At 67.5% G+C, this 24,715-nt stretch carries 18 protein-coding genes and 1 tRNA gene; 10 read left to right on the top strand and 9 right to left on the bottom strand.

From position 1 onward, the window contains the following. The first annotated feature begins 211 nt into the window (after positions 1 to 211). Positions 212 to 772, top strand: a complete 561-nt coding sequence (locus IAE56_RS03775; protein ID WP_200751519.1) for a DUF308 domain-containing protein — start codon at positions 212 to 214, stop codon at positions 770 to 772. Positions 773 to 813: 41 nt separating this feature from the next. Next, complete coding sequence (locus IAE56_RS03770; RefSeq protein WP_234455862.1) at positions 814 to 1,263, top strand: hypothetical protein; 450 nt, start codon at positions 814 to 816, stop codon at positions 1,261 to 1,263. A 9-nt stretch (positions 1,264 to 1,272) separates the two neighbouring features. Here the strand turns inward: IAE56_RS03770 and IAE56_RS03765 are convergent, their stop codons facing one another. The 6 genes from IAE56_RS03765 to IAE56_RS03740 all read right to left on the bottom strand — a co-directional run bounded on the left by IAE56_RS03765 (position 1,273) and on the right by IAE56_RS03740 (position 8,497). Beyond that, positions 1,273 to 3,051 (bottom strand): MFS transporter, encoded by a 1,779-nt coding sequence (locus tag IAE56_RS03765; protein WP_200751517.1) that lies wholly within the window; start codon positions 3,049 to 3,051, stop codon positions 1,273 to 1,275. A gap of 73 nt (positions 3,052 to 3,124) precedes the next feature. Further along, positions 3,125 to 4,252: an N-acetylglucosamine-6-phosphate deacetylase gene (gene nagA, locus IAE56_RS03760; protein ID WP_200751516.1), complete on the bottom strand. Its 1,128-nt coding sequence runs from the start codon at positions 4,250 to 4,252 to the stop codon at positions 3,125 to 3,127. Further along, positions 4,249 to 5,025, bottom strand: coding sequence for a DeoR family transcriptional regulator (locus tag IAE56_RS03755; protein WP_108770774.1), 777 nt, complete (start codon positions 5,023 to 5,025; stop codon positions 4,249 to 4,251). The genes nagA and IAE56_RS03755 overlap by 4 nt, the downstream gene beginning before the upstream one ends. 34 nt (positions 5,026 to 5,059) lie before the next feature. After that, positions 5,060 to 6,394, bottom strand: a complete 1,335-nt coding sequence (locus IAE56_RS03750) for a D-tagatose-bisphosphate aldolase, class II, non-catalytic subunit (protein WP_200751515.1) — start codon at positions 6,392 to 6,394, stop codon at positions 5,060 to 5,062. Positions 6,395 to 6,411: 17 nt separating this feature from the next. Further along, on the bottom strand, positions 6,412 to 7,350 hold the full coding sequence (locus IAE56_RS03745) for an ROK family protein (protein ID WP_200751514.1): 939 nt from the start codon (positions 7,348 to 7,350) through the stop codon (positions 6,412 to 6,414). Then, positions 7,343 to 8,497 carry an SIS domain-containing protein gene (locus IAE56_RS03740; RefSeq protein WP_200751513.1) on the bottom strand — a complete coding sequence of 385 codons (1,155 nt, stop codon included), beginning with the start codon at positions 8,495 to 8,497 and terminating at the stop codon, positions 7,343 to 7,345. Before IAE56_RS03740 ends, IAE56_RS03745 begins: the two co-directional genes overlap by 8 nt. A 323-nt stretch (positions 8,498 to 8,820) precedes the next feature. Here IAE56_RS03740 and IAE56_RS03735 point away from each other — a divergent pair, with 323 nt between their 5' ends. From IAE56_RS03735 to IAE56_RS03710, 6 genes are all read left to right on the top strand, one after another. Then, a complete protein-coding gene (locus IAE56_RS03735; protein WP_200751512.1) occupies positions 8,821 to 12,180 on the top strand; it encodes a TIM-barrel domain-containing protein in 3,360 nt (1,119 codons plus the stop codon). Positions 12,181 to 12,311: 131 nt separating this feature from the next. Further along, a complete protein-coding gene (locus tag IAE56_RS03730; protein ID WP_200751511.1) occupies positions 12,312 to 15,287 on the top strand; it encodes a TonB-dependent receptor in 2,976 nt (991 codons plus the stop codon). Between the two features lie 65 nt (positions 15,288 to 15,352). Then, positions 15,353 to 16,708, top strand: a complete 1,356-nt coding sequence (locus IAE56_RS03725; RefSeq protein WP_200751510.1) for a Gfo/Idh/MocA family oxidoreductase — start codon at positions 15,353 to 15,355, stop codon at positions 16,706 to 16,708. 97 nt (positions 16,709 to 16,805) lie between these two features. Further along, positions 16,806 to 17,510, top strand: a complete 705-nt coding sequence (locus tag IAE56_RS03720) for a DKNYY domain-containing protein (protein WP_200751509.1) — start codon at positions 16,806 to 16,808, stop codon at positions 17,508 to 17,510. A 38-nt stretch (positions 17,511 to 17,548) separates the two neighbouring features. Further along, positions 17,549 to 17,866 carry a hypothetical protein gene (locus IAE56_RS03715; RefSeq protein ID WP_200751508.1) on the top strand — a complete coding sequence of 106 codons (318 nt, stop codon included), beginning with the start codon at positions 17,549 to 17,551 and terminating at the stop codon, positions 17,864 to 17,866. Positions 17,867 to 18,164: 298 nt separating this feature from the next. Next, complete coding sequence (locus tag IAE56_RS03710; protein WP_200751507.1) at positions 18,165 to 18,659, top strand: adhesin; 495 nt, start codon at positions 18,165 to 18,167, stop codon at positions 18,657 to 18,659. Between the two features lie 85 nt (positions 18,660 to 18,744). On the opposite strand, the gene IAE56_RS03705 is transcribed toward IAE56_RS03710, so the two are convergent. Next, a tRNA-Arg gene (locus tag IAE56_RS03705) sits at positions 18,745 to 18,821 on the bottom strand. Positions 18,822 to 18,949: 128 nt separating this feature from the next. Further along, a complete protein-coding gene (locus IAE56_RS03700) occupies positions 18,950 to 20,116 on the bottom strand; it encodes a nucleotide sugar dehydrogenase (protein WP_200751543.1) in 1,167 nt (388 codons plus the stop codon). Between the two features lie 144 nt (positions 20,117 to 20,260). Between IAE56_RS03700 and ubiA the strand changes: the two genes are divergently transcribed. Next, positions 20,261 to 21,154, top strand: a complete 894-nt coding sequence (ubiA, locus tag IAE56_RS03695) for a 4-hydroxybenzoate octaprenyltransferase (RefSeq protein ID WP_116862506.1) — start codon at positions 20,261 to 20,263, stop codon at positions 21,152 to 21,154. A 237-nt stretch (positions 21,155 to 21,391) separates the two neighbouring features. Next, positions 21,392 to 22,783 carry a TIGR00366 family protein gene (locus IAE56_RS03690; RefSeq protein WP_200751542.1) on the top strand — a complete coding sequence of 464 codons (1,392 nt, stop codon included), beginning with the start codon at positions 21,392 to 21,394 and terminating at the stop codon, positions 22,781 to 22,783. Between the two features lie 90 nt (positions 22,784 to 22,873). Here the strand turns inward: IAE56_RS03690 and IAE56_RS03685 are convergent, their stop codons facing one another. Further along, the gene (locus IAE56_RS03685) at positions 22,874 to 24,535 is read right to left on the bottom strand and encodes an AMP-binding protein (RefSeq protein ID WP_200751506.1); all 1,662 of its coding nucleotides are present in this window, start codon (positions 24,533 to 24,535) and stop codon (positions 22,874 to 22,876) included. Positions 24,536 to 24,715 lie beyond the last annotated feature (180 nt).

The following is a 24,715-nucleotide window of genomic DNA, read 5'->3' as shown; positions in this document are numbered from 1 at the left end:
TGCCTGTGATGCACATCGGTAGAGTCGACCGTTGGTCGACTGCCTTTCGATCTGGATAGCGCCAGTCGACCAACGGTCGACTCTACCCCGTCGATTCAACCAATCGACGCCACGCAGCGGAGGCCGACAGGTCTGCGCGCGCGTGCCGTGATGGTGCCCTCTACGAGGCGGGCGCTAGGATGGGGCTCGGAACCTGATCGAAGGAGTGGTCATGCTGTCTCCCGAATCTTCCCCGTCGCCGTTGTTGTCGGCCATCGGCCGCAGCTGGTCGATCCTGCTGCTGTATGGCGTGGTCGCGCTGGGCTTCGGTATCACTGCGATCGGCTGGCCGATGGCCGCAGCCACCGCGCTGGCCTGGGCATTGGGCCTGATGGCCATTGTTGAAGGGGTCATCAGCCTGCTCGCGCTGATCACCGGCGGCAACGGCGCGCCACGTGGCTGGCTGCTGCTGTACGCGGTGGCGTCGCTGGGCTTCGGCACGCTGGCGGTGATCAACCCGCTGGCCACCGCCAGTGTGCTGGTGCTGCTGCTGGCCGCCTGGCTGCTGGTGGCGGGCATCTACCGCATCGTGTTCGCCGTGCGCGTGCGCAGGCACATCCAGGGCGAATGGCTGCTGATCCTCAGCGGCGTGCTGGCCATCGTGCTGGGCCTGCTGTTTGCGGCCAACCCGCTGGCCGGCGTCGCCATCACCACGTTGTGGATCGGCATTGGCAGCCTGCTCTACGGCATACTGCAGATTGTTGTGGCAGTAAAGCTGAGGAAGTTGCGATGAGGGCAGGTGCAGGCGCTCGATGGCGGCTGGAGGTTGGCGTCATGGCGTGGCTTGCTGTGATGACACTCGCAGGCTGCGATATCCCGCACAAGCCGCGGGCACCGCATGCGGGCGTGCAGGTGCAGATGCGCCTGGTGGATCCACAGCAGCAGGGCACCTACCACTACCAGGGTCGACAGCTGGCGCTGAAGGAGCCTCCCTTGGTCACCAGCGCGGACATCATCGATGTGCGCATCGTCAAGGATACGGCCGGGCAGCCTGCGATGAGGTTCCGCATGCGCGAGGAAACAAAGGATCGCCTGCTGGCAGCCACCGAGGCGGCGGTCGGTCAACAGATGGCGGTGACCGTGGACCAGCGGGTGCTGACCGTGGCCACGGTGTACGGTCCGTTCGCTGAAGACATGCAGATCGCCGGAATGGTCATGACGGCGGATGAGGTGCAGGCCATGGTCCGTCACATCACCGACGGCGGTCCCCAGCCCTTGCGCTGAGTTCCACCGCTACCGGGCAAACCGCGCTTCGATCTCTTCCAGCGACTTGCCCTTGGTTTCCGGCAGCCACAGCGCGGCCAGCAGGAAGAACACGAACGTGCAGCCGGCCCAGAACAGGAACATGCTGGCGTAGCCGTAGTGGCCGACGGTGGGCAGGAACAGCGCGGCGATGGTGGTGGACACGAACTGGTTGATCAGCAGCGCGATGCTCATGCCATTGGAGCGGATGCGGTTGGGCATCAGCTCCGACAGCGCCAGCCACACGCAGACACCGGGGCCGACCGCGAAGAACGCCACGAACACCAGGATGCACGCGGCCACCGCCCAGCCATGGGCTGGCGGCGGCACGGGACCGATGCGCGCCTGTTCGATGCGCAGCGGTGCCTGTGCGGCGCTGGCCGGGTCGGCGAAGGGGTTCAGGTGCAGGTGGCGGAAGAAGGCGCCGATGACGCTGTCCGGCTGCACCGTACCGGCACGTTCGATGCGCAGTTCGCGGTCACCCAGGTTGTCGCTGCGCAGGGCGCGCACGTTGGTGAAATCACCATAGGCATAGGACACGGTCAGCTGCAGCGGCCGGCCCTCGCTGTCGGTGCTGCCCGCCAGCCGCTGCCACTGCGCGTCATCCAGCACCAGCTGCAGACCGTCACCACTCACTGCGGCCTGCAGCTGCGGCTGCACATCGGCGCGGCCGCGCTCGGCCTGGAAGAACAGCGTTGCGGCGGCCAGCAGGGCCACGCAGATGCCACCGCTGCCCAGCATCAGCAGGAACTTGCGGCCCTTGCGGTCGACCAGCAACAGGGCGACCACGGTCATCACCGCGTTGAGCAGCTTGATCGCCACGTCGGCGCCGTTGGCCACCGAGCCGGACAGGCCGGCCTGGTTGAGGATGTTGACCGCGTAGGCCAGCACCGAGTTGATGCCGGTGGCCTGGGTGCAGGCCAGCACCACGCAGGCCAGCAGGAACGGCACCACATAGCGGCGGCTGAGCAGCGGATCGCGGCGACCGTCGCTGCTGCTCGATTCCGGTGCCTGGATCTGCGCCAGCGTGGCCTCCACGTCGGCAGCGGGCAGTACGCGCTGCAGGCTGCGGCGCGCATCCTCCACGCGACCCCGGCGGACCAGCCAGCGCGGTGATTCGGACAGCCAGAAGATGCCGGCACAGAACAGTAGGCCCGGTGCCAGGCAGCTCCAGAAGATGGTGCGCCAGGCGTGGTCCTTCACCACGAACAGTTCCTGGGCCTGCTGCGCCAGCGGCAGCGAACGCACGGCCTCGGCGGCGGCGTCCACGGCGTGCGCCTGGTACAGGCCGATGAGTGCGGCCAGCACCAGGCCGATGGTCAGCAGCAGCTGGAACATGGCGGCGCCACGCCCGCGCCGCTCGGGGCTGAGCACTTCGGCCAGGTACAGCGGCACCACCACGCCGATCAGCCCGCCACTGACCCCCTGCAGCAGGCGGCCGAGCAGCAGCGGCGTGTAGCCCGAGGCCAGCGCCATGATCGGGATGGACGCGGTGAACAGCAGGCCGGCCAGCAGCATCGCGCCGCGGCGGCCGATCAGGTCGGCCACCATGCCGGCGAACAGCGAGGACAGCACGCTGCCCAGCAGCACCGCGGCGACGACGAAACCGAGCTGCTGGCTGCTGAGCTGCCAGGCGTGGCTGGCAGTCGCCTCGAGGTAGGGCAGGGCACCGGCGATGATGCCGATGTCGATGCCGTACAGCAGGCCGCCGAGGCCGCCGATGAACAGCAGGTAGCGTACGGGCCAGCGCGGGGCGGTGCGTGCAGTCATCGACAGGTTTCCAGGTAGCGCCAGGCCATGCCCGGCGACGTTTCAATGCGGCGTTCCCGCCGCACGGCGTGCATCAGGCGTGTGCAGCGTTCAGATCGACGACATGCCCACCCACCACCACCTGCTGCAAGCGCAGTCCGGCGTCCAGCACCACCAGGTCGGCACGGGCGTCGGGCGCGATGCGGCCGCGATCGTCCAGGCCCAGGTAGGCGGCAGGGAAGGTGGAAACACGCTGCGAGGCATCGGCCAGGTCCAGGCCCACCTGCACCAGGTTGCGCAGTGCCTGGTCCATGGTCAGCGCACTGCCGGCCAGCGAGCCGGTGGCCAGGCGCACGCAGCCGCCGCACTTGTGCACGCGCTGTTCGCCCAGCGCGTATTCCCCATCGGGCATGCCAGTGGCGGCCGTGGCGTCGGTCACCGCGTACAGGCGCGGGATCGCGCGCGCGGCCAGCCGGATCACGCCGGGGTGGATGTGCTGCAGGTCGGGAATGATCTCGGCGTACTGCGCATGTGCCAGCGCGGCGGCGGCAATGCCCGGGCGGTAGTGGTCGACGCCGGTCATGCCGTTGAACAGATGGGTGAAGCCCGAAGCACCGGCCTGCAGCGCGGCGACGCCTTCCTCGTAGGTGCCGGCGCTGTGGCCCAGCTGCACGCGGATGCCCATCGCCGCCAGCGCGGGAATCAGCGCGGTGTGCTCGCCGATTTCCGGCGCCAGGGTCATCACCCGGATCGGTGCCAGCGCATGCAGCTGCTGCACCAGTGCCAGCGTCGCCTCGATCGTGCGGTTGGGCTGCGCGCCCAGCCGCTGCGGGCTGATGAAGGGGCCTTCCAGGTGCACGCCGGCGATGCTGGCCGCCTCGGCATCGGGGGATGCCATCGTCGCGGCCACGCCCTGCAGGGCATGCTCGATCTCGTCCAGGCCGGCGGTCATGGTGGTCGCCAGCAGGGTGGTGGTGCCGAAGCGCAGGTGGGTGCGGGCGATGGTGCGGGCCACGTCGCCACCCTGCATCAGGTCCACGCCGGCCGCGCCGTGCACGTGCAGGTCGATGAAGCCGGGGAGGATCACCGGCAGCTGCAGGTCATCGGCGCCGCTGTGGTCATCGACCTGCAGCTGGCGGATGTGCGAATCGAAGTGGACGTGGCCACGGCGCCAGCCCAACGGGGTGAGGATGCGGCCGTGCAGGCGGCGGGTGTCGGTCATGGCGGTGTCTCGGCGATGATCACTTCGATGCCCAGCCGCTGCAGCCCCTCGCGGGTGGCATCGTCGATGCCGGCATCGGTGATGATGGCGTGGATCTGGTCCAGCAGCGCGATGCGGTGCAGGCTGACGCGGCCGAACTTGGAGGCGTCGGTGAGCACCACGATGCGGCGCGCGCGCTCGACCATACGGTGGTTGAGGCGGGCTTCGGCTTCATCGTGGGTGGTCAGGCCGAACTGCAGGTCGAGCCCGTCCACGCCCAGGAACAGGGTGTCGAAGCTGTAGGAATTGAGGCTGGCTTCGGCCTGGCTGCCTTGCAGCGAGAGCGACTGCTGGCGCAGCAGGCCGCCGGTCAGCAGCACGGTGATGCCCGGCGCGTTGGCCAGTTCCCAGGCGATGTTCAGGCCGTTGGTCATCACCGTCACGTCGCGGTGGCCGCGCAGGTGGCGGGCCAGGGTCATCGTGGTCGAGCCGGAGTCGATGATGATGTTGTCGCCGGCCTGTACCAGCCGCGCCGCGGCGGTGCCGATGGATTCCTTCAGCGGCAGGTTCAGCGCATCCTTTTCGTGGATGTCCTGTTCCTGCGGCGGCGTGCGCACCAGGGTGGCGCCACCATGGGTGCGCGTGGCCAGGCCCTGCGACTCGAAATGGGTGAGATCGGCACGGATGGTCACCGCCGACACGCCGAAGCGCTCGACCAGATCGGCCACCTGCACCGAGCCATGCTCGATCAGCAGCTGCAGGATCTGTTGCCGGCGGGAGCGGGTGTTGCGCATGGCCATCTCTCGGTTTCGTCAGGAAAGGTAGAGATTAGCCGTTCGCAAGAACGGAGGCAGCAGAACTTGCGTTCTGCTTGCGGCTGCCGGCCTGGTTGGCGCTGCAGGCGCGGGCGTATTCGCCCAGGCACTGGCCGATGCGGTGCTGCACCAGCGCGCTGGGGGTATTGGCCAGGGCACCTTCGCGCACGGCGCGGTACTGTTCGGGCAGATGCTGGCTGAGCAGTACCAGCGGCGGCGCCTGCCGTTCCAGGTTGGCGAACAGGGTCTGCACCGCCTGCAGCAATGCCGGTTCGCCCCAGTAGTAGCGGCAGCGGTCGCTGAAGGAGAAGCGGCGCAGCAGGCGCAGCTCGGCCTCGTCGCCCTGGTAGTACGGCTGCCAGTACTTCGGCTGCGCCTGCATCACCTCATCCAGCACCTGCGGCAGGCGCGAACACTGCGCTTCCGGCAGCAGCTCGGCCTCGATGGCGGCCAGCGCGAAGAGCGCCTCGCGGTAGGCGAAGGTCGCCGCCGGACCCACCTTGAGGATGGCGAAGTGGTCGCGCACCAGTGCGTGCAGGCCGCTCTCACGCTGGTAATCAGTGGAATGCGCTTCGAACACGATGCGCGGCTGCTGTTCGAGGAAATCCGCGAGCGCATTGGCGGCCGCCGGGTCGTACTCGTGCACGCTGCTGTGGTCGAAATCCACGCCCGGCTGCACCACCATGGCGATCACGCGCTGCCAGGCATCGCGCAGCTGCGGCGTGTCGAAGGCCTGCTGGTGGATGGCCAGGGTCTGCGCGGCAGCGGCCGGGGTGGTCACCTGCAGGCCACCGGCCAGCGAGGCTTCGCCACCGGGCACCGGCACTTCGGTGCCGATGACGTAGACCGGCGGCGGCAGGCCGTGTTCGGCAGCGGTGCGCTCGGCGATCTCGGCCAGTTCGGAGGAACGCGCGGCGACGATGGCATCGGGCAGCGGCACCGGGTCATCGGCGCAGGACATGCTGCAGTCCAGGTGGATCTTGTGGAAGCCGGCGGCCACGTAGGCCTCGATCAGCACGCGCGCGTGGGTCATCGCTTCGGCGGCCGGACGCTTCTGCCAGGCATTCGGGCCCAGGTGGTCACCACCGAGGATCAGACGTTCGCGCGGGAAACCCTCTTCATCGGCCAGCGCGCCGACGTAGTCGCGGTACTGCGGCGGCGTCATGCCGGTGTAGCCACCGAACTGGTCGACCTGGTTGGAGGTCGCCTCGATCAACAGCACGGTGCCGTGCGCCAGCGCCACGTGCATGGCTGCGCGCAGCACCTGTTCGTTGCTGCAGCAGACGCTGTACAGGCCGACGTTGGCACCGGCGCGGTGGGAAGCAAGCAGGGTCTGCAGCGGGGACATGGTCAGGCTCCGGTCGATCAGGAAAACGAGGGTTGGCAGGCGAGCAGGGCGGCACCGCGTGCACCGCCGGCATCGCCGAAGCGCGGCGGCACGATGGGGGGCACCTGCGCGCCGTTGAACAGATGTGCGGCAACGGCGGCAGGCAGCAGCTGGTACAGCGGCGCGTACTGCGAAAGGCCGCCACCGAGCACGATGACGTGCGGGTCCAGCGCCAGCACCAGTGCGGCCAGGCTGTGGCCGAGCAGGTCGCGGTGGATGTCCAGCGCCTGCCGGGCACGCACATCGCCGGCCTCGGCCAGGGTGATCACTGCGCTGGCATCGCGCGCGTTGCCGCCGAGATGGCGCTCGATCATCGCCACGCCGCTGCCCGACACGTAGCGCTCCACGCAGCCCTGCAGGCCGCAGCCGCAGTCCAGCAGCGGCAGGCCGTGGCGCTGCAGCAGGTGGCCGGGCACGCTCCAGTGGCCCCACTCGCCGGCCAGGCCGTTGAAGCCGGTCAGCAGGCGGCCCTGCAGGCAGAAGCCACCACCGGCACCGGTGCCGAGGATGGCGCCGAACATGCTGGGGTAGCCGTCGGCGGCACCACCGTGCGCCTCGGACAACGCGAAGCACTGCAGGTCGTTGCCGAAGTGCAGCGGACGCTGCAGGCGTGCCTGCAGGTCCTGCGCCACGCATTGGCCGGTCAGCGCCGGCACATTCGCGCTGAGCTGGCGGCCACTGCGGCGGTCGCGCACGCCGGGCAGGGCGATGCCGATGGCGGTGTCACTGCGCCCCAGCGTGGCATCGGCCTCGGCTACCAGCGCGACTACCGCCTGCAGGAAGCCGGCGTAGTCGCCCTGCGGCGTGGCCACGCGGCGGCGCCAGGTAACCTGCATCGCCGCATCGCACGCCACCAGCTCGATCTTGGTGCCGCCGATGTCGATGCCGTAGCAGGCGTGGGCGATCAGCTCAGCCATGGTGGATGGTGACGCCCTGGACGACGCGGTTGACGGTGCCGTCCGGGAACGGATTGTCCGGGGTCAGGCCCAGCGCGGCCGAGCGCTGCAGCGCGAACAGCTGTGCAAAGCCCAGCCACACCGGCGCCAGCCACGGGTCGTCCAGTGCCGGCACGGTCAGCGTGTACTCGTCGTCCGCGCCGATATCCGCATGCGGGCCGATCGCCAGCACCTGGCCGGCCACGCCGTCGCGGCGCAGTTCTTCCAGCAGGTCCTGTTCGTAGCGGCGCGCCAGCGGCTGCACGCTGCGCAGCACCACCACCAGGGTGTCGCCATCCAGCGTGGACTTGGGGCCGTGGCGGAAGCCGAGCGGAGTGTTCGCAAGCGCCAGCACGCGGCCGGCGGTCAGCTCCAGCACCTTCAGCGCGCACTCGCGGGCCAGCGCTTCCAGCGGACCGCTGGCCAGGTAGATCACCCGGTTGAACGGGCGCTGCGCCAGTGCCGCGACCGGTGCATCCCACTGCGCCAGGCCTTCGCGGCCGAGCGCGGCGATCTGCTTCAGGCGCGCGACGCGTGCCTCCCACGGCGAGCGATCGAACACGGTCAGCGCGGCCAGCAGCATGCAGGTCAGGCTGCTGGTCATGGCGAATGCACGATCGCAGCTGGCCGAGGGCATCAGCAGGGTGCAGGTATCGCTGCGGCCGGCGCCGCGGCGGGCCAGTTCGCCATCGGCGTTGCAGGTGATGTCGAGGAAGCGGGCATCGGCCACGTCACTGCGCACGCGGTCGACCGCGGCCACGCTTTCCGGGCTGGAACCGCTGCGGCCGAACGACACCAGCAGGGTGGGGCGGTCGCGCTGCAGGTACAGCGCCGGGTGGGTCAGCAGGCTGGTGGTATGCACCACGCGCACCTCGGCCGGCCACTGCGCGTTGATCGCATCGGCCACCATCTCGGCGATGAAGCCGGAGCTGCCGGCGCCAGTGAACAGCACGCGCTGGTTGGGATCGTTGAGGCTGTCGCCGAGGAAGGCCTGCAGGCGGTCGCGGGCACGCGACAGGTCCTGCGCAAGGGCTTCCCACAGCGCCGGCTGCTGGGCGATTTCGGTAGCGGTATCGGCTCCGCCGCGGCGCTGCCAGGCGGACACATCGGAAAGCAGGGTGACGTCCATTCGGAGGTTCCAGTTGGGCCAGCGCACCATCAGTGTTTTCTTTCGAAATGTCAAACATCGAAAGCAAAAAGAAAGAAATGGGCTGGCGTAACTTGCTCGGAACGGGGTCGATCGCGAAACGCAAGAATCGGCCGGATGCCGTATCGCACAATGCTTAACAGGGGGTTGCAAGCGCTTACACAAAGTATTGCGGCGCAACAACTTTCGTTTCTATCAAATATATCTTCCTTTTTCCTTTCAGTTTATTGACATCTTTCGAATCACTGCCCTAGAGTCGGCCGCAACTGCTTTCGAAACGCCCGGTGAACGGGTTGGGAGTTCGTGTGGAGAACCGCATTCGTCGCTCGCCGCTGTTGCTGGCCCTGCTGCCGGCATTGATGCTGGCAGCGACATCGGCCCAGGCCGAGCCGGTCGGCAACCTGCGTTCGGTCAGCGCCAGTGACAGCCGTGACGGCGTGCACGGCTGGGATCTGCAGACCGACAGCGGCGCGCGCATCCGCATCGAACTGCCGGCCGCGGACATCATCCGCGTGCAGGCCGGCCGCAAGGGCACGCTGACCGGCGCCGGCGACAAGGCTGCACCGATCGTGCTGCCGCAGCCCAAGGCGAACGTAAAGGTGCAGCTGGAGGAAGACGCGCAGGAAATCCGTGTGCGTACCGGTGCGCTGGTGCTGCATGTACAGCGGCAACCGCTGCGCCTGCGCCTGGAACGCCTGGACAACGGCCAGCCGACCGCGCTGTGGCAGGAACTGCAGCCGCTGGACCTGGATGCCACGCAGAGCGTGCAGGTGCTCTCTTCGCAGGCCGATGAAGGCTATTTCGGTGGTGGCCAGCAGAACGGCCGTTTCCAGTTCAAGGGTCGCGAACTGGAAGTGTCCTACTCCGGCGGCTGGGAAGAAGGTGATCGCCCGAGCCCGGCGCCGATGCTGCTCAGCAGCCGTGGCTGGGGCATGCTGCGCAACACCTGGAGCGATGGCAGCTACGACCTGCGCCAGGCCGACCAGGCCACCCTGCTGCACCGCGAAGACCGCTTCGATGCCTACTACTTCGTCGGCGCCGACCTGCCGAAGCTGATCGAACGCTACACCCAGCTCACCGGCCGCCCGAACATGGTTGCGCGCTGGGCGCTCTCCTACGGCGATGCCGACTGCTACAACGACGCCGACAACAGCAAAAAGCCCGGCACCGTGCCCGAAGGCTGGAGCGACGGCCCGACCGGCACCACGCCGGATGTGATCGACAGCGTGGCCAAGCAGTACCGCGAACATGACATGCCCGGTGGCTGGATCCTGCCCAACGACGGCTACGGCTGCGGCTACCAGAAGCTGCCGGAGACCGTGCAGGGGCTGGCGAAACATGGCTTCCGCACCGGCCTGTGGACCGAGAACGGCGTCGACAAGATTGCCTGGGAAGTGGGCAAGGCCGGTACCCGCGTGCAGAAGCTGGACGTGGCCTGGACCGGCAAGGGCTACCAGTTCGCGATGGATGCCAACCGCCAGGCGTTCAACGGCATTCTCGATAATTCCGATTCGCGCCCGTTCCTGTGGACGGTGATGGGCTGGGCCGGCATCCAGCGCTACGCCGTGGCGTGGACCGGCGACCAGAGCAGCAGCTGGGACTACATCCGCTGGCACGTGCCGACCCTGATCGGTTCGGGCCTGTCCGGCATGGCCTACGCCAGCGGCGACGTCGATGCGATCTTCGGCGGCAGCGCCGAAACCTTCACCCGCGACCTGCAGTGGAAGGCGTTCACCCCCGTACTGATGGGCATGAGCGGCTGGTCGTCGAACGCACGCAAGCATCCGTGGTGGTTCGACGAGCCCTACCGCAGCATCAACCGCGATTACCTGAAGTTGAAGATGCGCCTGACCCCGTACATGTACGGGCTGGTGCACGAGGCCGCGCAGACCGGCGCGCCGCCGGTGCGAGGCCTGATGTGGGACAACCCGCGCGACCCGCATGCGCAGGATGAAACCTACAAGTACCAGTTCCTGCTCGGCCGCGACCTGCTGGTGGCGCCGGTGTACCGCAGCCAGGCGGCCAGCCGTGGCTGGCGCCGCGACATCCATCTGCCGGCCGGTGGATGGATCGACTACTGGGATGGCCGCCGCGTGCAGGCCGGTACCGAGGGCCGCCAGCTCGACCGCCAGGTGGACCTGGCCACGCTGCCGGTGTTCGTGCGTGCCGGTGCCATCCTGCCGATGTACCCGTCGATGCTGTTCGATGGTGAAAAGCCGCTCGATGAAGTGACGTTCGACCTGTACCCGCAGGGCGATGCGCAGTACACGCTGTACGAAGATGACGGCACGACGCGCCGCTACCAGAAGGGCGAATCCAGCACGCAGGTGGTGCGCGTGCAGGCCCCGGCGCAGGGCAGTGGCCCGGTGCAGGTGCAGATCGACGCGGTGCAGGGCAGCTACAACGGCCAGCTGGCACAGCGCCGCTACGGCCTGCGCGTGCTCAGCCGCCAGGCGCCGCGCGCTGTGCAGGCCGGTGGCCGCGCGCTGCCGGCGCTGGCCGATGCGGCCGCGTTCAACAACGCCAGCGAAGGCTGGTACTTCGATGCCAAGGATCGCCGCGGCACGCTGCATGTGCGCACGGCCACGCAGGACATCCGCCAGCCGCTGCAGCTGCAGCTGGACTTCGCGGTCGCTGCCGCAGCCGCCGATGATGCCTTCCCGGCCGCACCGGTGCTGGGCCGCGAACTGCCGGCCGACAGCCTGCTGGTGGTCAACCGCCCGGCCGAAGAACCGGGCCACGCGCTGGAAAATGCCTTCGATGATGATCCCAGCACCTGGTTCCGCAGCGTGCGCAACCAGGCCGTGCGTACCGGTGCGCATGAGTGGGTGGTCGGCTTCGGCGAGCGGAAGATGATCGACGGCATCGAGATCGCGCCGCGCAACGACAAGAACTGGAAGCACGGCCAGGTCCGCGACTACGAGGTCTACCTGGGCGACAGCAATGGCGAGTGGGGCGAGCCCATCGCGCGTGGCCGCCTGCAGTTGAAGGAGGGCGTGCAGCGCATCGACTTCCCCGCGCATGCCGGCCGCCTGCTGCGCTTCCGCGTGCTGAGCGTGCAGAACCCCGAAGGTGACGGCGCCAGCAGCACCGATCCGATGGTCACCGCCGCGCAGGGCAGCGCCCGCGCCTTCGATGCATTGCAGCCGCGCGATGTCGGCCCGATCGCGCTGTCCACCTTCCACATCCTCGAACACCAGGAACCGGAGCGACCGGCCCGGCAGCAGTATCTCTCCGAGCTGCCGGTGCCGGCCGCGCTGGCCAGCCAGGTCCGCGCCGACCAGTCCTTCCGTGGCGACGCCGGCCTGCGCATGAACGGCCTGCAGTTCCGCCGTGGCCTGGGCGTCGGGGGCAACAGCCGCATCGACCTGCGCCTGCAAGGCGGCTGGAACCTGCTGCGCGCCGATCTCGGCATCGACGATGCCTGCCGCACCGCCGGGGGCCTGCAGTTCCAGGTCTGGGGCGATGGCCGCCTGCTGTACGACAGCGGCCTGGTGAAGGCACCCGGCGTGGTCAAGCCCGAGCTGGACATCCGTGGTCTTTCCACCCTGAGCCTGCGCACGCTGGGTGCGCAGGGCAGCCAACCCGCCCAGGTCTGCGCCAACTGGGCCAACGCCGTGCTGATCGGCCAGGAGGGCGACTCCGCCAGCATCGTCGCCCCATGACCCCCACGTAACACCGCTCCTCCCCCGCCCATTCCGACTACGGCTCCAGAGCCGTGGCCCGGGAGCGTTTTGCCCGCCAATCGCTTTCGCGCCGCCCACCCGCCGCGCACCCCTGCCAGGAGAGAACCCCGATGTTGCCCGCACGCCACCCCCGTCCGCCCTGTCGTTCCTTCGCCCCGCTGTCGCTGGCCATCGCCGGCGTGCTGCTGTCGATCGCCCTGCCTGCTGCCGCCCAGGACAGCAAGGACAACGCCACCGACCTGGCCCGCATCGAGGTCACCGGTTCCAACATCCGCCGCACCGACGTTGAAACCGCATCGCCGGTGCAGGTGATCAGCAAGCAGGACATCCAGAACATGGGTGCGCGCACGCTGCTGCAGGTGCTGGACAACCTGCCGGCCGCGCGACCCGCGCAGCAGGATTCGCGTTCGCTGTTCACCGGCTCGGACGGCGCCTCGCAGGCCAACCTGCGTGGGCTGGGCGCGCAGGGCACGCTGGTGCTGTTGAACGGCCGCCGCCTGTCGTACTACGGCGCACCGGCAGGCTTCCAGACCCAGTTCGTCAACATCGATGCGATCCCGGCCGCGGCCATCGAACGCATGGAAGTGCTGACCGACGGCGCCTCGGCGGTGTACGGCACCGATGCAGTGGCCGGCGTCATCAACGTGATCACCAAGCGCAATTTCCAGGGCGCTGAAATCAACTTCACCAACGACACCTCCTCGCGCATCGATTCCTACGGCGAGCGCCAGGCCAGCATCACCGCCGGCTTCGGCGATCTGACCGAGAACCGCTTCAACGTCTACGGCGCGGTGAACATGTACCGCCGCGATGCGATTCCGCTCAGCGATTTCTACGACAAGCGCCCCAGCCAGTACTACGTCAACAACCCCAATTACCTCAGCGGCCTGCGCCTGGGCGTGGGCAGCAAGCCGGGCCAGTTCAATCCGGGCACCTACTTCGCCTTCGATCCGGTGACCGGCCGCCGCGTGCAGGAAGCCGCACCGGGCTGCCAGAACGTGCTGCAGGGCCAGGCTGCCGGCCCCAGCTGCGTCTGGGAAACATGGATGAACAACGAGATCGACGCCGGCGCCAAGTCCGAGCGCAATACCGCCTACCTCAACGGCACCTTCCTGGTGGGCGACAACACCGAGATCTTCGCCGAGGCCACGTACACCGACATCGACCTGCGCGCCAACGGCGGCACGCCGCGCACCTACAGCACTACCACCGGCAACCCCAGCAGCTGGTTCTCACGCGATACCGGTACCTCGGTCAACCAGTTCCTGTACCCGTACCTGGGCCCGAACAACGAGTACAACCACGCCAGCCCAGAGTTGAAGGCGCTGATGGGCGGCGTGGTGGGCCTGCAGTACCTGCTGCAGGATGCCGGGCCGAACTACTTCGGCCAGCGCAACACCGACCAGAGCTACCGCGTGGTGACCGGCGCGCGCGGCAACGTCGGCGACTGGAACTGGGAAACCGCGTTCGCCACGGCAGGTTCGCACTCCACCACCTACCAGACCATCAACGTCAACCTGAAGGGCTTCGAGAAGGCGTTCGGTCCGTACTCGATCGACCCGGGTACCGGCCGGGTCATCATTTCCGACCACCCGGCCTACACGTTCGGCGAGATCAGCGAGGCCAACGCCGCGCTGATCCGTGAAGCCTTCCCGACCTTCGACATCCAGTCCTGGACGCGCCTGCATACCCTGGACGGCAAGATCGAAGGCCCGCTGTTCCAGCTGCCCGCCGGTGAGATGCGCGCGGCCTTTGGCTTCAACGCCAGCCGCGAAACCTTCTACACGCCGGGCAATGCCGATGCCGCCGCCGGCCTGATCACCCAGCAGGGTGGCTCGTGGTTCGACGGCGCGCGCAACACTTACGCGCTGTTCGCCGAAACGGTGGCGCCGATCACCGACAAGCTGGAGCTGGACGCGGCGGTGCGCGTGGACAAGTACCCGAACTTCAGCGCCAATGTCGCACCGAAGATCGGCTTCAAGTACCAGGCCTTCGACCAGCTGATGCTGCGCGGTACCTATTCCACCGGGTTCCGCGCGCCCAGCCTGGCCGAGTCGGGCAGCGGTGGTGTGTTCGCCCAGCTGGGCGGCTACCGCGATGAGGTGCGCTGCGCCGAGACCAACGCCATCGCCGACCTGCTGCGGCAGTCGCAGCGTGCCGGCGACGTGGACCTGGGCAAGAGCCTGGCCAACGTCGACTGCAGCCGCACCGTCGCCCGCATGACCCAGCCCAACCAGGACCTGAAGCCGGAGAAGGCCAAGATCGCCACCCTGGGCTTCGTCTACGAGCCGGCGAGCTGGCTGTCGGTGTCGGCGGATTACTGGTTCATCTACCGCAACAACGAGATCGTCGCGCCGGACTTCAGCCGCGACACCGACATCATCTCCTCCTCGCGCTCGCCGATCACCGATGCCGACCGCGCCAACCTGGCCCAGCTGGCGGCGATGTGTGCCGACCCGGCCAGCGGCGTGAGCTGCCCGGCCGTGCTGCCCGGCTACAGCGTGGGCAACGTGGCCAGCGTGGTGGGCCAGTACAAGAACCGCGGCAAGACCCTGGTCGACGGCTTCGACATCGATGCACGCAGCCGCTTCTCGCTGGGTGAATGGGGCGGGCTGAACGTCGGCCTGGCCGCCACCATCGCCAACCGCAACCGCTACTACATGGATGACGAAAGCGGCTGGTACTACGGCGACGTGGTGGGCTACTACAACAACCCGCGCCTGCGCGCCACGCTCAACGCCGACTGGACCTACAAGCAGGTGACCACCAGCATGTTCGTCAACTACGTGGGCGGCACCAAGTGGGCGCGCGACCGCGTGGACGAAGTGGACAACAACAAGGAGACCTGCACCGCCGGTTTTCTGGCCCTGGAAGCCAGCAAGTGCGATGGCGCACCGTCGTGGTGGACTGCCAACCTGAGCGTCACCTGGCGCCCGGATGATGCCTGGAACCTCAGCTTCACCGTCAAGAACCTGTTCGATCGCCTGCCGTTCTACGATCCGAACAGCTTCCTCGGCGATTCCAGCGATTACGCCACCATCTTCGGCCGCGGCTACAGTGTGACCGTGGGCTACCGGTTCAAGTGATTCCGTTCGTGTGACCCTGGTGCGCCGGTCGTGGCCGGCGCACCTTCAAGAGGAGAGTGTTTGCCATGAAGCGTAGGGAGTTCATCGCGGCCAGTGCCGCCGTCGCCGCCAGCAGCCTGCTGCCGCAGACGCCCGCCTGGGCGGCAGGGCGCAAGGTGCGCCTGGCCATGATCGGTACCGGCATGCGTGGCCTGGTGCTGCTGAAGGAGCTGGTGCGCCGGGACGATGTGGAGGTGGTCGCGCTGTGCGACATCGAGCCGATCATGCTCGGCCGTGGCGTGGAGATGGTGACCAAGGCCGGCAAGCCCGCGCCGAAAGCCTACGGCCAGGACCGCGATATCAACGCGTGGAAGCGCCTGCTGGAACAGAAGGGCATCGATGGCGTGATCATCGCCACGCCGTGGCAGTACCACGCGCCGATGGCGATTGCCGCGATGCAGGCCGGCGTGGCCGTCGGCTGCGAAGTGGTGGCCGGCATCACCCTGCAGGATCACTGGGATGTGCTGAAGACCCAGCTGGAAACGCGCACGCCGTACATGCTGCTGGAAAACGTCTGCTACCGCCGCGATGTGATGGCCGCGCTGCAGATGGTGCGGCAAGGCTTGTTCGGCGAACTGGTGCACCTGCAGGCGGGCTACCAGCACGACCTGCGCGGGGTGAAGTTCAATTCCGGTGACCCCAACCAGCCCTACGACAGCGGCGTGGAATTCGGCCCCAAGGGCTGGAGCGAAGCGCGCTGGCGCACCGAGCATTCGGTGCAGCGCAATGGCGAGCTGTACCCCAGCCACGGCATCGGCCCGTGCGCGATGTACACCGGCATCAACCGCGGCAATCGCTTCACCCACATCAACGCGTTCGCCAGCAAGGCGCGTGGCCTGCACGAGTACACGGTGGCCAAGAGTGGCGGCACCACCCACCCCAGCACCAAGGTGAAGTTCAAGCTGGGCGACATCGTCACCACCACCCTGGCCTGCGAGAACGGCGAGACCATCATCCTGCAGCACGACACCTCGCTGCCGCGCCCGTACTCGCTGGGCTTCCGCGTGCAGGGCACCAAGGGCCTGTGGATGGACGTGAACCATTCGATCCACATCGAAGGCCGCAGCCCGCCGCACCAGTGGGAAGAGTTCAAGACCTACCAGGACCAGTACGAACACCCGCTGTGGAAGCAGAACGCCGATACTGCCGCCAGCGCCGGCCACGGTGGCATGGACTGGTTCGTCATCCACGCCTTCGTGGAAGCGCTGAAGGCCAAGGCACCGATGCCGATCGACATCTATGACGCGGTGACCTGGAGCGCGATCACGCCGCTGTCCGAGCAGTCGATCGCCAACAGCTTCCAGACGCTGGAATTCCCGGATTTCACCGCCGGTGCGTGGAAGCAGCGCAAGCCAATCTTCGCGTTCGACGGCAAGTACTGATCCGCCCCCTGATCTGACGGTAGCGCCGGGCCATGCCCGGCGTTGCTGTTTCTGCCTGCACTACACTACGGCCCACCCACCGGCGGAACCCCAACCCATGGCATGGCAGAAGATCATCGACCTGCCGGACCAGCGCTTCATCGGTCCATATGGCATCGAGTACTGGCGCGTCCACGACGGCCAGGTCTTCCACCAGGGACGGCTGCTGCGCAAGGCCGACGCGGCCAGTTTCGAGTTCATGCCGGCGCACCACTTCATCAGTCGCGATGCACATGCGGTCTACCACGCGTGGAGCCGCCTGCCGGCCATTGATCGTGACAGCTTCCGCCAGTGCGGCGCGTACTGGTTGGATGACCACGCCGTCTACTTCGAGTACGAGACTTCGCTGAAGGCGCTGTCCGGGGCGGAGTGCACGACGTTCCGTGATCTCGGCGGCGGCTATGGTGCCGATAGCGAGGGGGGCTGGTACGGCGGCCGGCGGATGAAGCACTGCCTGCGTGGGGACCTGCTGCAGGGCGTGCCACAGGAGCCGCTGTACGCCTTCGATGACAGCAACGTCTACTGCGACGGGAAGCCACTGCCCGGCGTGGATCGCGCACGCTGGCGGCTGCTGGGCGGGTACTTTTCAGGCGATGGCAGCCGGGTCTACTACCTGGAGCGGAAGCTGCCGCGGGTGGATGCGGCGACGTGGCGCTGGCTGGAGGGGAGTTGGTCGCGGGATGCGACGCAGTTGTTCACCATGCATCTGGTTGAGAAGGATGCCGGGGTGCGGGCGCTGCACGGGTTTGCCGCAGCACCCTGAGAGACAGGAGACGGAAAGTGATAGTGGAAGGACGGAACGTGGTGGAACTCCAGGCCGACAGCGTGGTGTTCTACTCCAGGCAGGATGAGGCGAGCTTCTTCGCGTGGCTGCAGCAGCTGCCCTGCGTGGTTGACGTCACAGGGCGGGGGCGGATCATCCACATCCAGGTGGATCGCCAGCGGGTGGATGACGAGGCGCTGACGGAGCTGCTGGCGCTGTTCCATCGCTATCAGGTGGACATGCGGCAGTTGCAGGTGTTTGACGAGCGGCGCTTCGCACGCTGGTTCAGGCGACGCCAGAGCTACTGGCACGCAGCCGTGTTCGGGCAGCGCAGCCGCAAGGCTATCGTGGAATGAGCGGCTCGAGGGCCTTGCGGGCCGCTGACTGGCGATGACCGCTGCCGCTGGCCGAGGGGCGTCGAGCCCAGCTCTCCCGCCGGGACAATTGCATCGAGGCATGCGCGCAGCCCGATCGTCCGTGCCATGCTGGATCCCAACCGCAGCTACGTGCGCAGGCCGGGCAGGCCATCCCCGGACGGCACCGCAGCGCCCGAGCAGAGCAGGAGCGCTTCATGACAAAGCGTGAGGCAGTCTTTCCCGCCAGAGTGCGCGCCGGGCGCCATGAGCACCGGTTCGCCCGGCCGGATTCCCGTCCATGATCCGGCTGGCCGTTCTGCTCCTGTCCGCAAGCCTTTGCGCGTGTGCATCGCAGCCGACCGTTGCCGTGCAGTGCCCCGAGGCGACGATCACCTACGTTGGGAACGCCACCGAAAGCGGCGTGACCCTGGGCCGCTTCCAGATCATCCAGCGCGGCGGCAGGCCGCTTCGGCTGCCGCTGTTCAGCGTCGACCGAGAGGTCCACGGAAATGCCGCAACCATCTGGATTCGCGATGCGGCCGAGCAGGACTGGCGTCGTTTCAACATCAACCTGGAAGAGTACGCGCCGTCCACGGCGCATCTGGTGGTCGCCCCTGGCGAGGTGGAGACGTTCCTGTACCACGGCGAGGGTGCCTTCCTGCCCGGCGCGGTGCATGAGGGGCAGGCTTTGTCCATCGTGGTGCGCGATCAGCAGGGCTGCATGCATCGTTCACTGCCGTTCGTTCCCGGCGCCCACCGACCAGACGTGGACCCACGCGCGCGCGGCCAGTGATGTGACTGGGACTGATGCCGACGGTGGTGTTGGGAGCTCCTGCCGGAAGACGGCGCCAGAAGTTGCTGGCGAAGGCAGGAAAAGATGGCGCGCCCGGAGGGATTCGAACCCCCGACCAATGGCTTCGGAAGCCACTACTCTATCCGGCTGAGCTACGAGCGCGTGGTACTGACACTACCGGTTTCCCGGCGGTAGCGGGGGATTCTATCGAACTCCGCGGGAAAAATCTGCCCTGGCGGCCGGGGCGGGCCTGCCAGGGGCGGGGGCGCCGACGGCCCAATGTCCTGAAATCAATCGTTTCCGAACAGATCCCGGGTGTAGACCTTGTCTGAGACGTCCGAAATCTCCGGCGACAGACGGTTGGCCAGGATCACGTCGCACTCTGCCTTGAAACGCTCCAGGTCATTAATGACCCGGGAATTATAGAAGTGCGGAACCTGCAGGACCGGCTCGTGGACGACCACTTCAATACCCTTGGCCTTGATGCGCTTCATCACGCCCTGGATGGCCGAGGCGCGGAAGTTGTCCGAGCCGGATTTCATCACCAGGCGATAGATGCCGACCACCTTGGGCGAACGCCTGATTACCTCATCGGCGATGAAATCCTTGCGGGTGCGGTTGGCTTCCACAATGGCGTGGATCAGGTTCTGCGGCACATCGCTGTAGTTGGCCAGCAACTGCTTCGTGTCCTTCGGCAAGCAGTAACCGCCATAGCCGAACGACGGGTTGTTGTAATGGCTGCCGATGCGCGGATCCAGGCTCACGCCATCGATGATCTGGCGCGTGTCCAGCCCATGCGAGGCGGCGTAGGTGTCCAGCTCGTTGAAGTAGGCAACGCGCATGGCCAGGTAGGTATTGGCGAACAGCTTGATCGCCTCGGCCTCGGTGGAATCGGTGAACAGCGTCGGCACGTTCTTGCTCACCGCGCCTTCCTGCAGCAGTGCGGCAAACGTCTCGGCGCGCTCCGAACGTTCGCCCACGATGATGCGGCTGGGGTGCAGGTTGTCGTACAGCGCCTTGCCTTCGCGCAGGAACTCGGGCGAGAAGATGATGTTGCCGGTGCCGAAGCGTTCGCGAAGCTCATCCGTGCAGCCCACCGGGATGGTGGACTTGATGATCATCACCGCGTCGGGATTGATGGCCACGACATCGCGGACAACCGACTCCACCGACCCGGTATTGAAATAATTGGTCTGCGGATCGTAATCCGTGGGCGTGGCGATGATCACGAACGCGGCGCCAGCGTAGGCATCCTTCGGATCCAGCGTCGCCCGGAGATTCAGGGACCGCTGCGCCAGATACTCCTCGATCTCACGATCTTCGATCGGCGCCTTGCGGGAATTGAGGAGCTGGACGCGGTCCGCGTCGATGTCGAGCGCGACCACCTCATGGTTCTGCGCAAGCAGAACGGCATTGGAGAGGCCGACATAGCCGGTGCCGACGACGGCAATCTTCATCTGAATTCCTTTTGCAGCCAGCGAAGTCTTGGGGGAGACCGACCCGGCTGGAAGGGCCCGGGTGGGGGGGCGCAATACTACTACACGGACCTGAACTGCCCGGGTCGCAGCGCTGCAACTCCAGCGCAGGAGTATCCTATCGCCATGGCTGACACCCCCCTTTCCGCGCCGCATCCGGCGCCGACGCCGCGCTGGCGTCATTACTGGTCCCTGATGCGTGCCGATCGCCCGATCGGCACCCTGCTGCTGCTCTGGCCCACCTGGTGGGCGCTGTGGCTGGCCACCGGTGGCCTGCCGCCGCTGTGGACGCTGTTCGTGTTCACCGCCGGCGTCTGGCTCACCCGCTCGGCAGGCTGTGTCATCAACGATTACGCCGACCGCTGGCTGGACCCGCACGTGGAACGCACCAGGTCGCGGCCGCTGGCGACCGGCGCGATCAGTGGCCGCGCGGCGCTGGCGCTGTTCGCCGTGCTGATGCTGGTGGCCTTCGGCCTGGTCCTGACACTGAACTGGCTGACCATCGGCCTGAGCTTCATCGGCGTGTTCCTGGCCGCCAGCTACCCCTACCTGAAGCGCTACACCCACCTGCCGCAGGTCTACCTGGGCATGTCCTTCGGCTGGGGCATCCCGATGGCCTTCGCCGCCGTGCAGGGCGAGGTGCCGATGCTGGCCTGGCTGCTGTATGCCGGCAACATCCTGTGGTCCACCGCGTATGACACCTGGTACGCCATGGTCGACCGCGAGGACGACCTGAAGATGGGCTCGCATTCCACCGCCATCCTGTTTGGCGAGCTGGACCTGGTCATCCAGGGCGTGCTGTACGCGCTGTTCCTGGCCACGATGGCCCTGGTGGGCGTGCGCGGCGGGCTGGGCGGGTACTACCTGGCCGGCGTGGCCGTGGCAGCGGTGCTGGTGGTGTACGAGTTCTGGATCTGCCGCAACCGCGAGCGCGGCCCGTGCTTCAAGGCCTTCCTGCACAACAACTGGGTGGGCGCGGCGCTGTTTGCCGGCATCGCGGTGGACCTGGCGCTGCGCTGATCGACCGGGGTCGGATCCCTTTTCCGCCGGGAAAGGGCTCTGACCCCATCCCGCATTGCCGGTAGAGTCGAGCTTGCTCGACTGATCCACGTGGCCAAGCCAAAGCAGTCGAGCAAGCTCGACTCTACGACCAATAGGTGGCTGACAGCCCGCACCCTACCGCCCAGAATCGGTCCATCGAACCTGGGAGGGTAGGCGATGGCCTCGTCAGCAACGGCAGCAGTGCAGGACGGCTGGATGGCGCGCGCAGCGCTGCGCTCGGCCGCCTGGGCGGAAAAGTGGTTCCCCGACGCGTACGTGTTCGCGGTGCTGGGCGTGGTCATCGTCGCGGTGGCGGCGATGGGCTTCGGCTCGACCCCGCAGGCCACGGCCAGCGCCTTCGGCGACGGCTTCTGGAGCCTGATCCCCTTCACCATGCAGATGGCCTTCGTGGTCATCGGCGGCTATGCGCTGGCCACCGCGCCGGTGGTGGCGCGCTTCATCGATTTCCTCGCGCGGGTGCCGCGCACCGGCCGCGGCGCCGTGGTCTACGTCGGCCTGGTCAGCATGCTGGCCTCGCTGCTCAGCTGGGGCTTCTCGCTGGTGTTCGGCGGCCTGCTGGTGCGCGCGCTTGCCCGCCGCACCGGGCTGCGCATGGATTACCGCGCTGCCGGTGCCTCGGCCTACCTGGGCCTGGGTGCGGTGTGGGCGATGGGCCTGAGCTCCTCGGCCGCGCAGCTGCAGGCCAACCCGGCCAGCATGCCGCCCGGCCTGGTGGAAATCACCGGCGTGCTGCCCTTCACCGAAACCATCTTCCTGTGGCAGTCGATCGCGCTGACCGCAGTGCTGATCCTGGTGTCGCTGCTGATTGCCTGGCTGACCGCGCCGGCGGCGGGCAGTGCACGCACCGCCGAGGATTTCCCCGGCGCCGCACAGGCCGAGCCCGAACCGCTGCAGCAGCGCACGCGCCCGGGTGAATGGCTGGAATACAGCCCGCTGCTGACCGTGCTGCTCTCGCTGCTGGCGTTCGGCTGGCTGTTCAATGAGTTCGCCAACAAGCCGGTGGTCACCGCCATCGCCAACCTCAACACCTACAACTTCCTGTTCATCTCGCTGGGCCTGCTGCTGCACTGGCGTCCGCGCAGCTTCCTCAACGCGGTGGCCAAGGCGGTGCCCAGCACCACCGGCGTGCTGATCCAGTTCCCGCTGTACGGCGGCATCGCGATGATCCTCACCCATGCCGCCGGCGGCGACGGGCAGACCCTGGCGCATCGCCTGTCCAGCCTGTTCGTGCACGTGGCCAGCACCGATACCTTCGCCCTGGTGATGGGCGTCTACTCGGCGGTGCTGGGCTTCTTCGTGCCGTCCGGTGGCGGCAAATGGATCATCGAAGCGCCGTACGTGATGCAGGCCGCCAACGAACTGAAGGCGCACCTGGGCTGGGCGGTGCAGGTCTACAACGCGGCCGAGGCGCTGCCGAACCTGATCAACCCGTTCTGGATGCTGCCGCTGCTCGGCGTGCTGGGGCTGAAGGCCCGCGACATCGTCGGCTTCACCTTCATCCAGCTGCTGGTGCATATCCCGCTGGTGCTGGGCCTGCTGTGGCTGCTGGGCATGACCCTGACCTATGTGCCGCCGGTGATGCCGTAGGGGATCGCCCTGTAGAGTCGAGCTTGCTCGACTGCTTCGCGCGGCCACGCCAAAGCAGTCGAGCAAGCTCGACTCTACGACCGGAAACCCTCAACCCGCCGCCTGCTTCTCGATCTCCGCCTTGCGCAGCAAAAACCGCTGCACCTTGCCGCTGGGCGTCTTCGGCACCGCCACCACGAACTCCACCTGGCGCGGGTAGGCATGCGCGGACAGCCGATGGCGCACGTGCTGCTGCAGTTCGTGCGCCAGCGCGTCGCTGCCTTCAAACCCATCACGCAGGATCACGAAGGCTTTGACGATCTCGGTCCGCTCCGGATCGGGCACGCCGATCACCGCAGCTTCGGCCACCGAGGGATGCTCCATCAGCGCGCTCTCCACATCGAACGGGCCGATGCGGTAGCCGGATGAAGTGATGAGGTCGTCGGAGCGGCCGATGAAGCTGATCGAACCGTCGTCCTCGCATTCCACCGAATCGCCGGTGCGGTAGTAGCCGTCGGCGATGGCCGGCGTCTCCGCCTGGTAGTAGCCGGTGAACCACATGATCGGTGACTGCTTCAGGTCCACCGCGAGGATGCCGGGCGTGCGCGGTGGCAGCTCGTTGCCCTGGTCGTCCAGCACCGCCACGCGGTAGCCGGGCATCGCAAAGCCCGACGACCCGGGACGCACGCTGTGGGCCAGCGCGTGGTGGTTGTTCACCACCATGCCGGTCTCGGTCTGGCCGTAGTGGTCCAGCACCGTGGTCTGCAGATGCTCGGCAAACCAGCGTGCGATTTCCGGGTTCAGCGGTTCGCCCGCGCTGCTGACCACGCGCAGCTGTCCCTTGATGCCGGCACTGGCGGCGGGGCCGGCAGCAATGATCTGCCGGTACGCGGTCGGCGAACCGGCCAAGTTGGTCACCCCCAGCTGGCTGATGATCGTGTTCAGGCCGTGCACGCTGAAACCGGCTTCGCTGAAGGTGGTGGCATGGCCAAGCATCAGCGGGCCGATCACCGCGTAGTACAGGCCGTAGGCCCAGCCGGGATCGGCGATGTTCCAGAACACGTCCTCGGCGCGCAGGTCCACGGCCAGTTCCATGTAGCTGGCAAAGGCCATCATCGCGCGCAGCGGCACGGGCACGCCCTTGGGGCTGCCGGTGGTGCCGGAGGTCGAGAGCAGGGCCATCAGTGCATCGCCGCGCAGCAGCACCGGCTCCAGCGTTGGCGCGGCGGCCGCGGTGGCAGCACGCCAGTCGATATCACCGTCGCGCAGTGCCTGGCCGGGCGTCAGCACGGTGGCCACCTGCGGGCAGGCATCCAGTTCGTCCAGCTTGCCGCGGTGCGCACTGTCGGTCACCACAAGCCGGGTGTGACCGGTCTTCAGGCGGCTTTCGATGGCCCTGGGGCCGAACGCGGTGAACAGCGGCTGGTAGACCGCGCCCAGGCGCCAGGTGCCGAGAATGGTGGCCAGCAGGTCGGGCGTGCGCGGCAGCAGGCCGGCCACCACATCGCCGGGGCCGACGCCGGCGGCACGCAGCACCTGTGCGGCGCGGGCGGCGGCATCGCGCAGCTCATCGAAGGTGTACATGTGCAGCGCACCCTGTGCGTCGATCCAGCGCAGGGCCAGCCGATCACTTCCGCAGTAGCGGTCGCAGCACTCCACGCAGGCATTGAGGCCCTCGTCCAGGCGCCCCTGGAACCGGGCCTGCCACTGCGCGATATCGAAGCGGTCGCGGGCGTCATCGTAGGAAGGGCGTACTGCGGTCTGCGGGGCCATGCGCGTCTCCGGCGGGTGTCCGCCTGACCATAGCGGTGCCGCGCGCGGCTGCAAATGGGACCTTGGGATGAGGCCGTCATGCGCGCGTCACACGGGCCAAGGCCGCTGAATGCGGCTGTTGCCGTGCGGGCATGAGCACATGCACACGCCGCATGAATCCTTCAGGGGCTTGTGCGGCAA

The sequence above is a fragment of the Stenotrophomonas sp. S41 genome (assembly GCF_016624625.1).
Lineage (GTDB): Bacteria > Pseudomonadota > Gammaproteobacteria > Xanthomonadales > Xanthomonadaceae > Stenotrophomonas.
This window is presented reverse-complemented; position numbering and strand designations above follow the sequence as displayed.

Bases quoted from the DNA above. Each gene is read 5' to 3' on its own strand.
- nagA (WP_200751516.1), bottom strand. From the start codon at position 4,252: ATGACCGACACCCGCCGCCTGCACGGCCGCATCCTCACCCCGTTGGGC.
- IAE56_RS03770 (WP_234455862.1), top strand. From the start codon at position 814: ATGGCGTGGCTTGCTGTGATGACACTCGCAGGCTGCGATATCCCGCAC.
- IAE56_RS03710 (WP_200751507.1), top strand. From the start codon at position 18,165: ATGATCCGGCTGGCCGTTCTGCTCCTGTCCGCAAGCCTTTGCGCGTGT.
- IAE56_RS03765 (WP_200751517.1), bottom strand. From the start codon at position 3,051: ATGACTGCACGCACCGCCCCGCGCTGGCCCGTACGCTACCTGCTGTTC.
- IAE56_RS03730 (WP_200751511.1), top strand. From the start codon at position 12,312: ATGTTGCCCGCACGCCACCCCCGTCCGCCCTGTCGTTCCTTCGCCCCG.
- IAE56_RS03725 (WP_200751510.1), top strand. From the start codon at position 15,353: ATGAAGCGTAGGGAGTTCATCGCGGCCAGTGCCGCCGTCGCCGCCAGC.
- IAE56_RS03750 (WP_200751515.1), bottom strand. From the start codon at position 6,394: ATGTCCCCGCTGCAGACCCTGCTTGCTTCCCACCGCGCCGGTGCCAAC.
- IAE56_RS03745 (WP_200751514.1), bottom strand. From the start codon at position 7,350: ATGGCTGAGCTGATCGCCCACGCCTGCTACGGCATCGACATCGGCGGC.
- IAE56_RS03720 (WP_200751509.1), top strand. From the start codon at position 16,806: ATGGCATGGCAGAAGATCATCGACCTGCCGGACCAGCGCTTCATCGGT.
- IAE56_RS03690 (WP_200751542.1), top strand. From the start codon at position 21,392: ATGGCGCGCGCAGCGCTGCGCTCGGCCGCCTGGGCGGAAAAGTGGTTC.
- IAE56_RS03700 (WP_200751543.1), bottom strand. From the start codon at position 20,116: ATGAAGATTGCCGTCGTCGGCACCGGCTATGTCGGCCTCTCCAATGCC.
- IAE56_RS03740 (WP_200751513.1), bottom strand. From the start codon at position 8,497: ATGGACGTCACCCTGCTTTCCGATGTGTCCGCCTGGCAGCGCCGCGGC.
- IAE56_RS03685 (WP_200751506.1), bottom strand. From the start codon at position 24,535: ATGGCCCCGCAGACCGCAGTACGCCCTTCCTACGATGACGCCCGCGAC.
- IAE56_RS03775 (WP_200751519.1), top strand. From the start codon at position 212: ATGCTGTCTCCCGAATCTTCCCCGTCGCCGTTGTTGTCGGCCATCGGC.
- ubiA (WP_116862506.1), top strand. From the start codon at position 20,261: ATGGCTGACACCCCCCTTTCCGCGCCGCATCCGGCGCCGACGCCGCGC.
- IAE56_RS03755 (WP_108770774.1), bottom strand. From the start codon at position 5,025: ATGCGCAACACCCGCTCCCGCCGGCAACAGATCCTGCAGCTGCTGATC.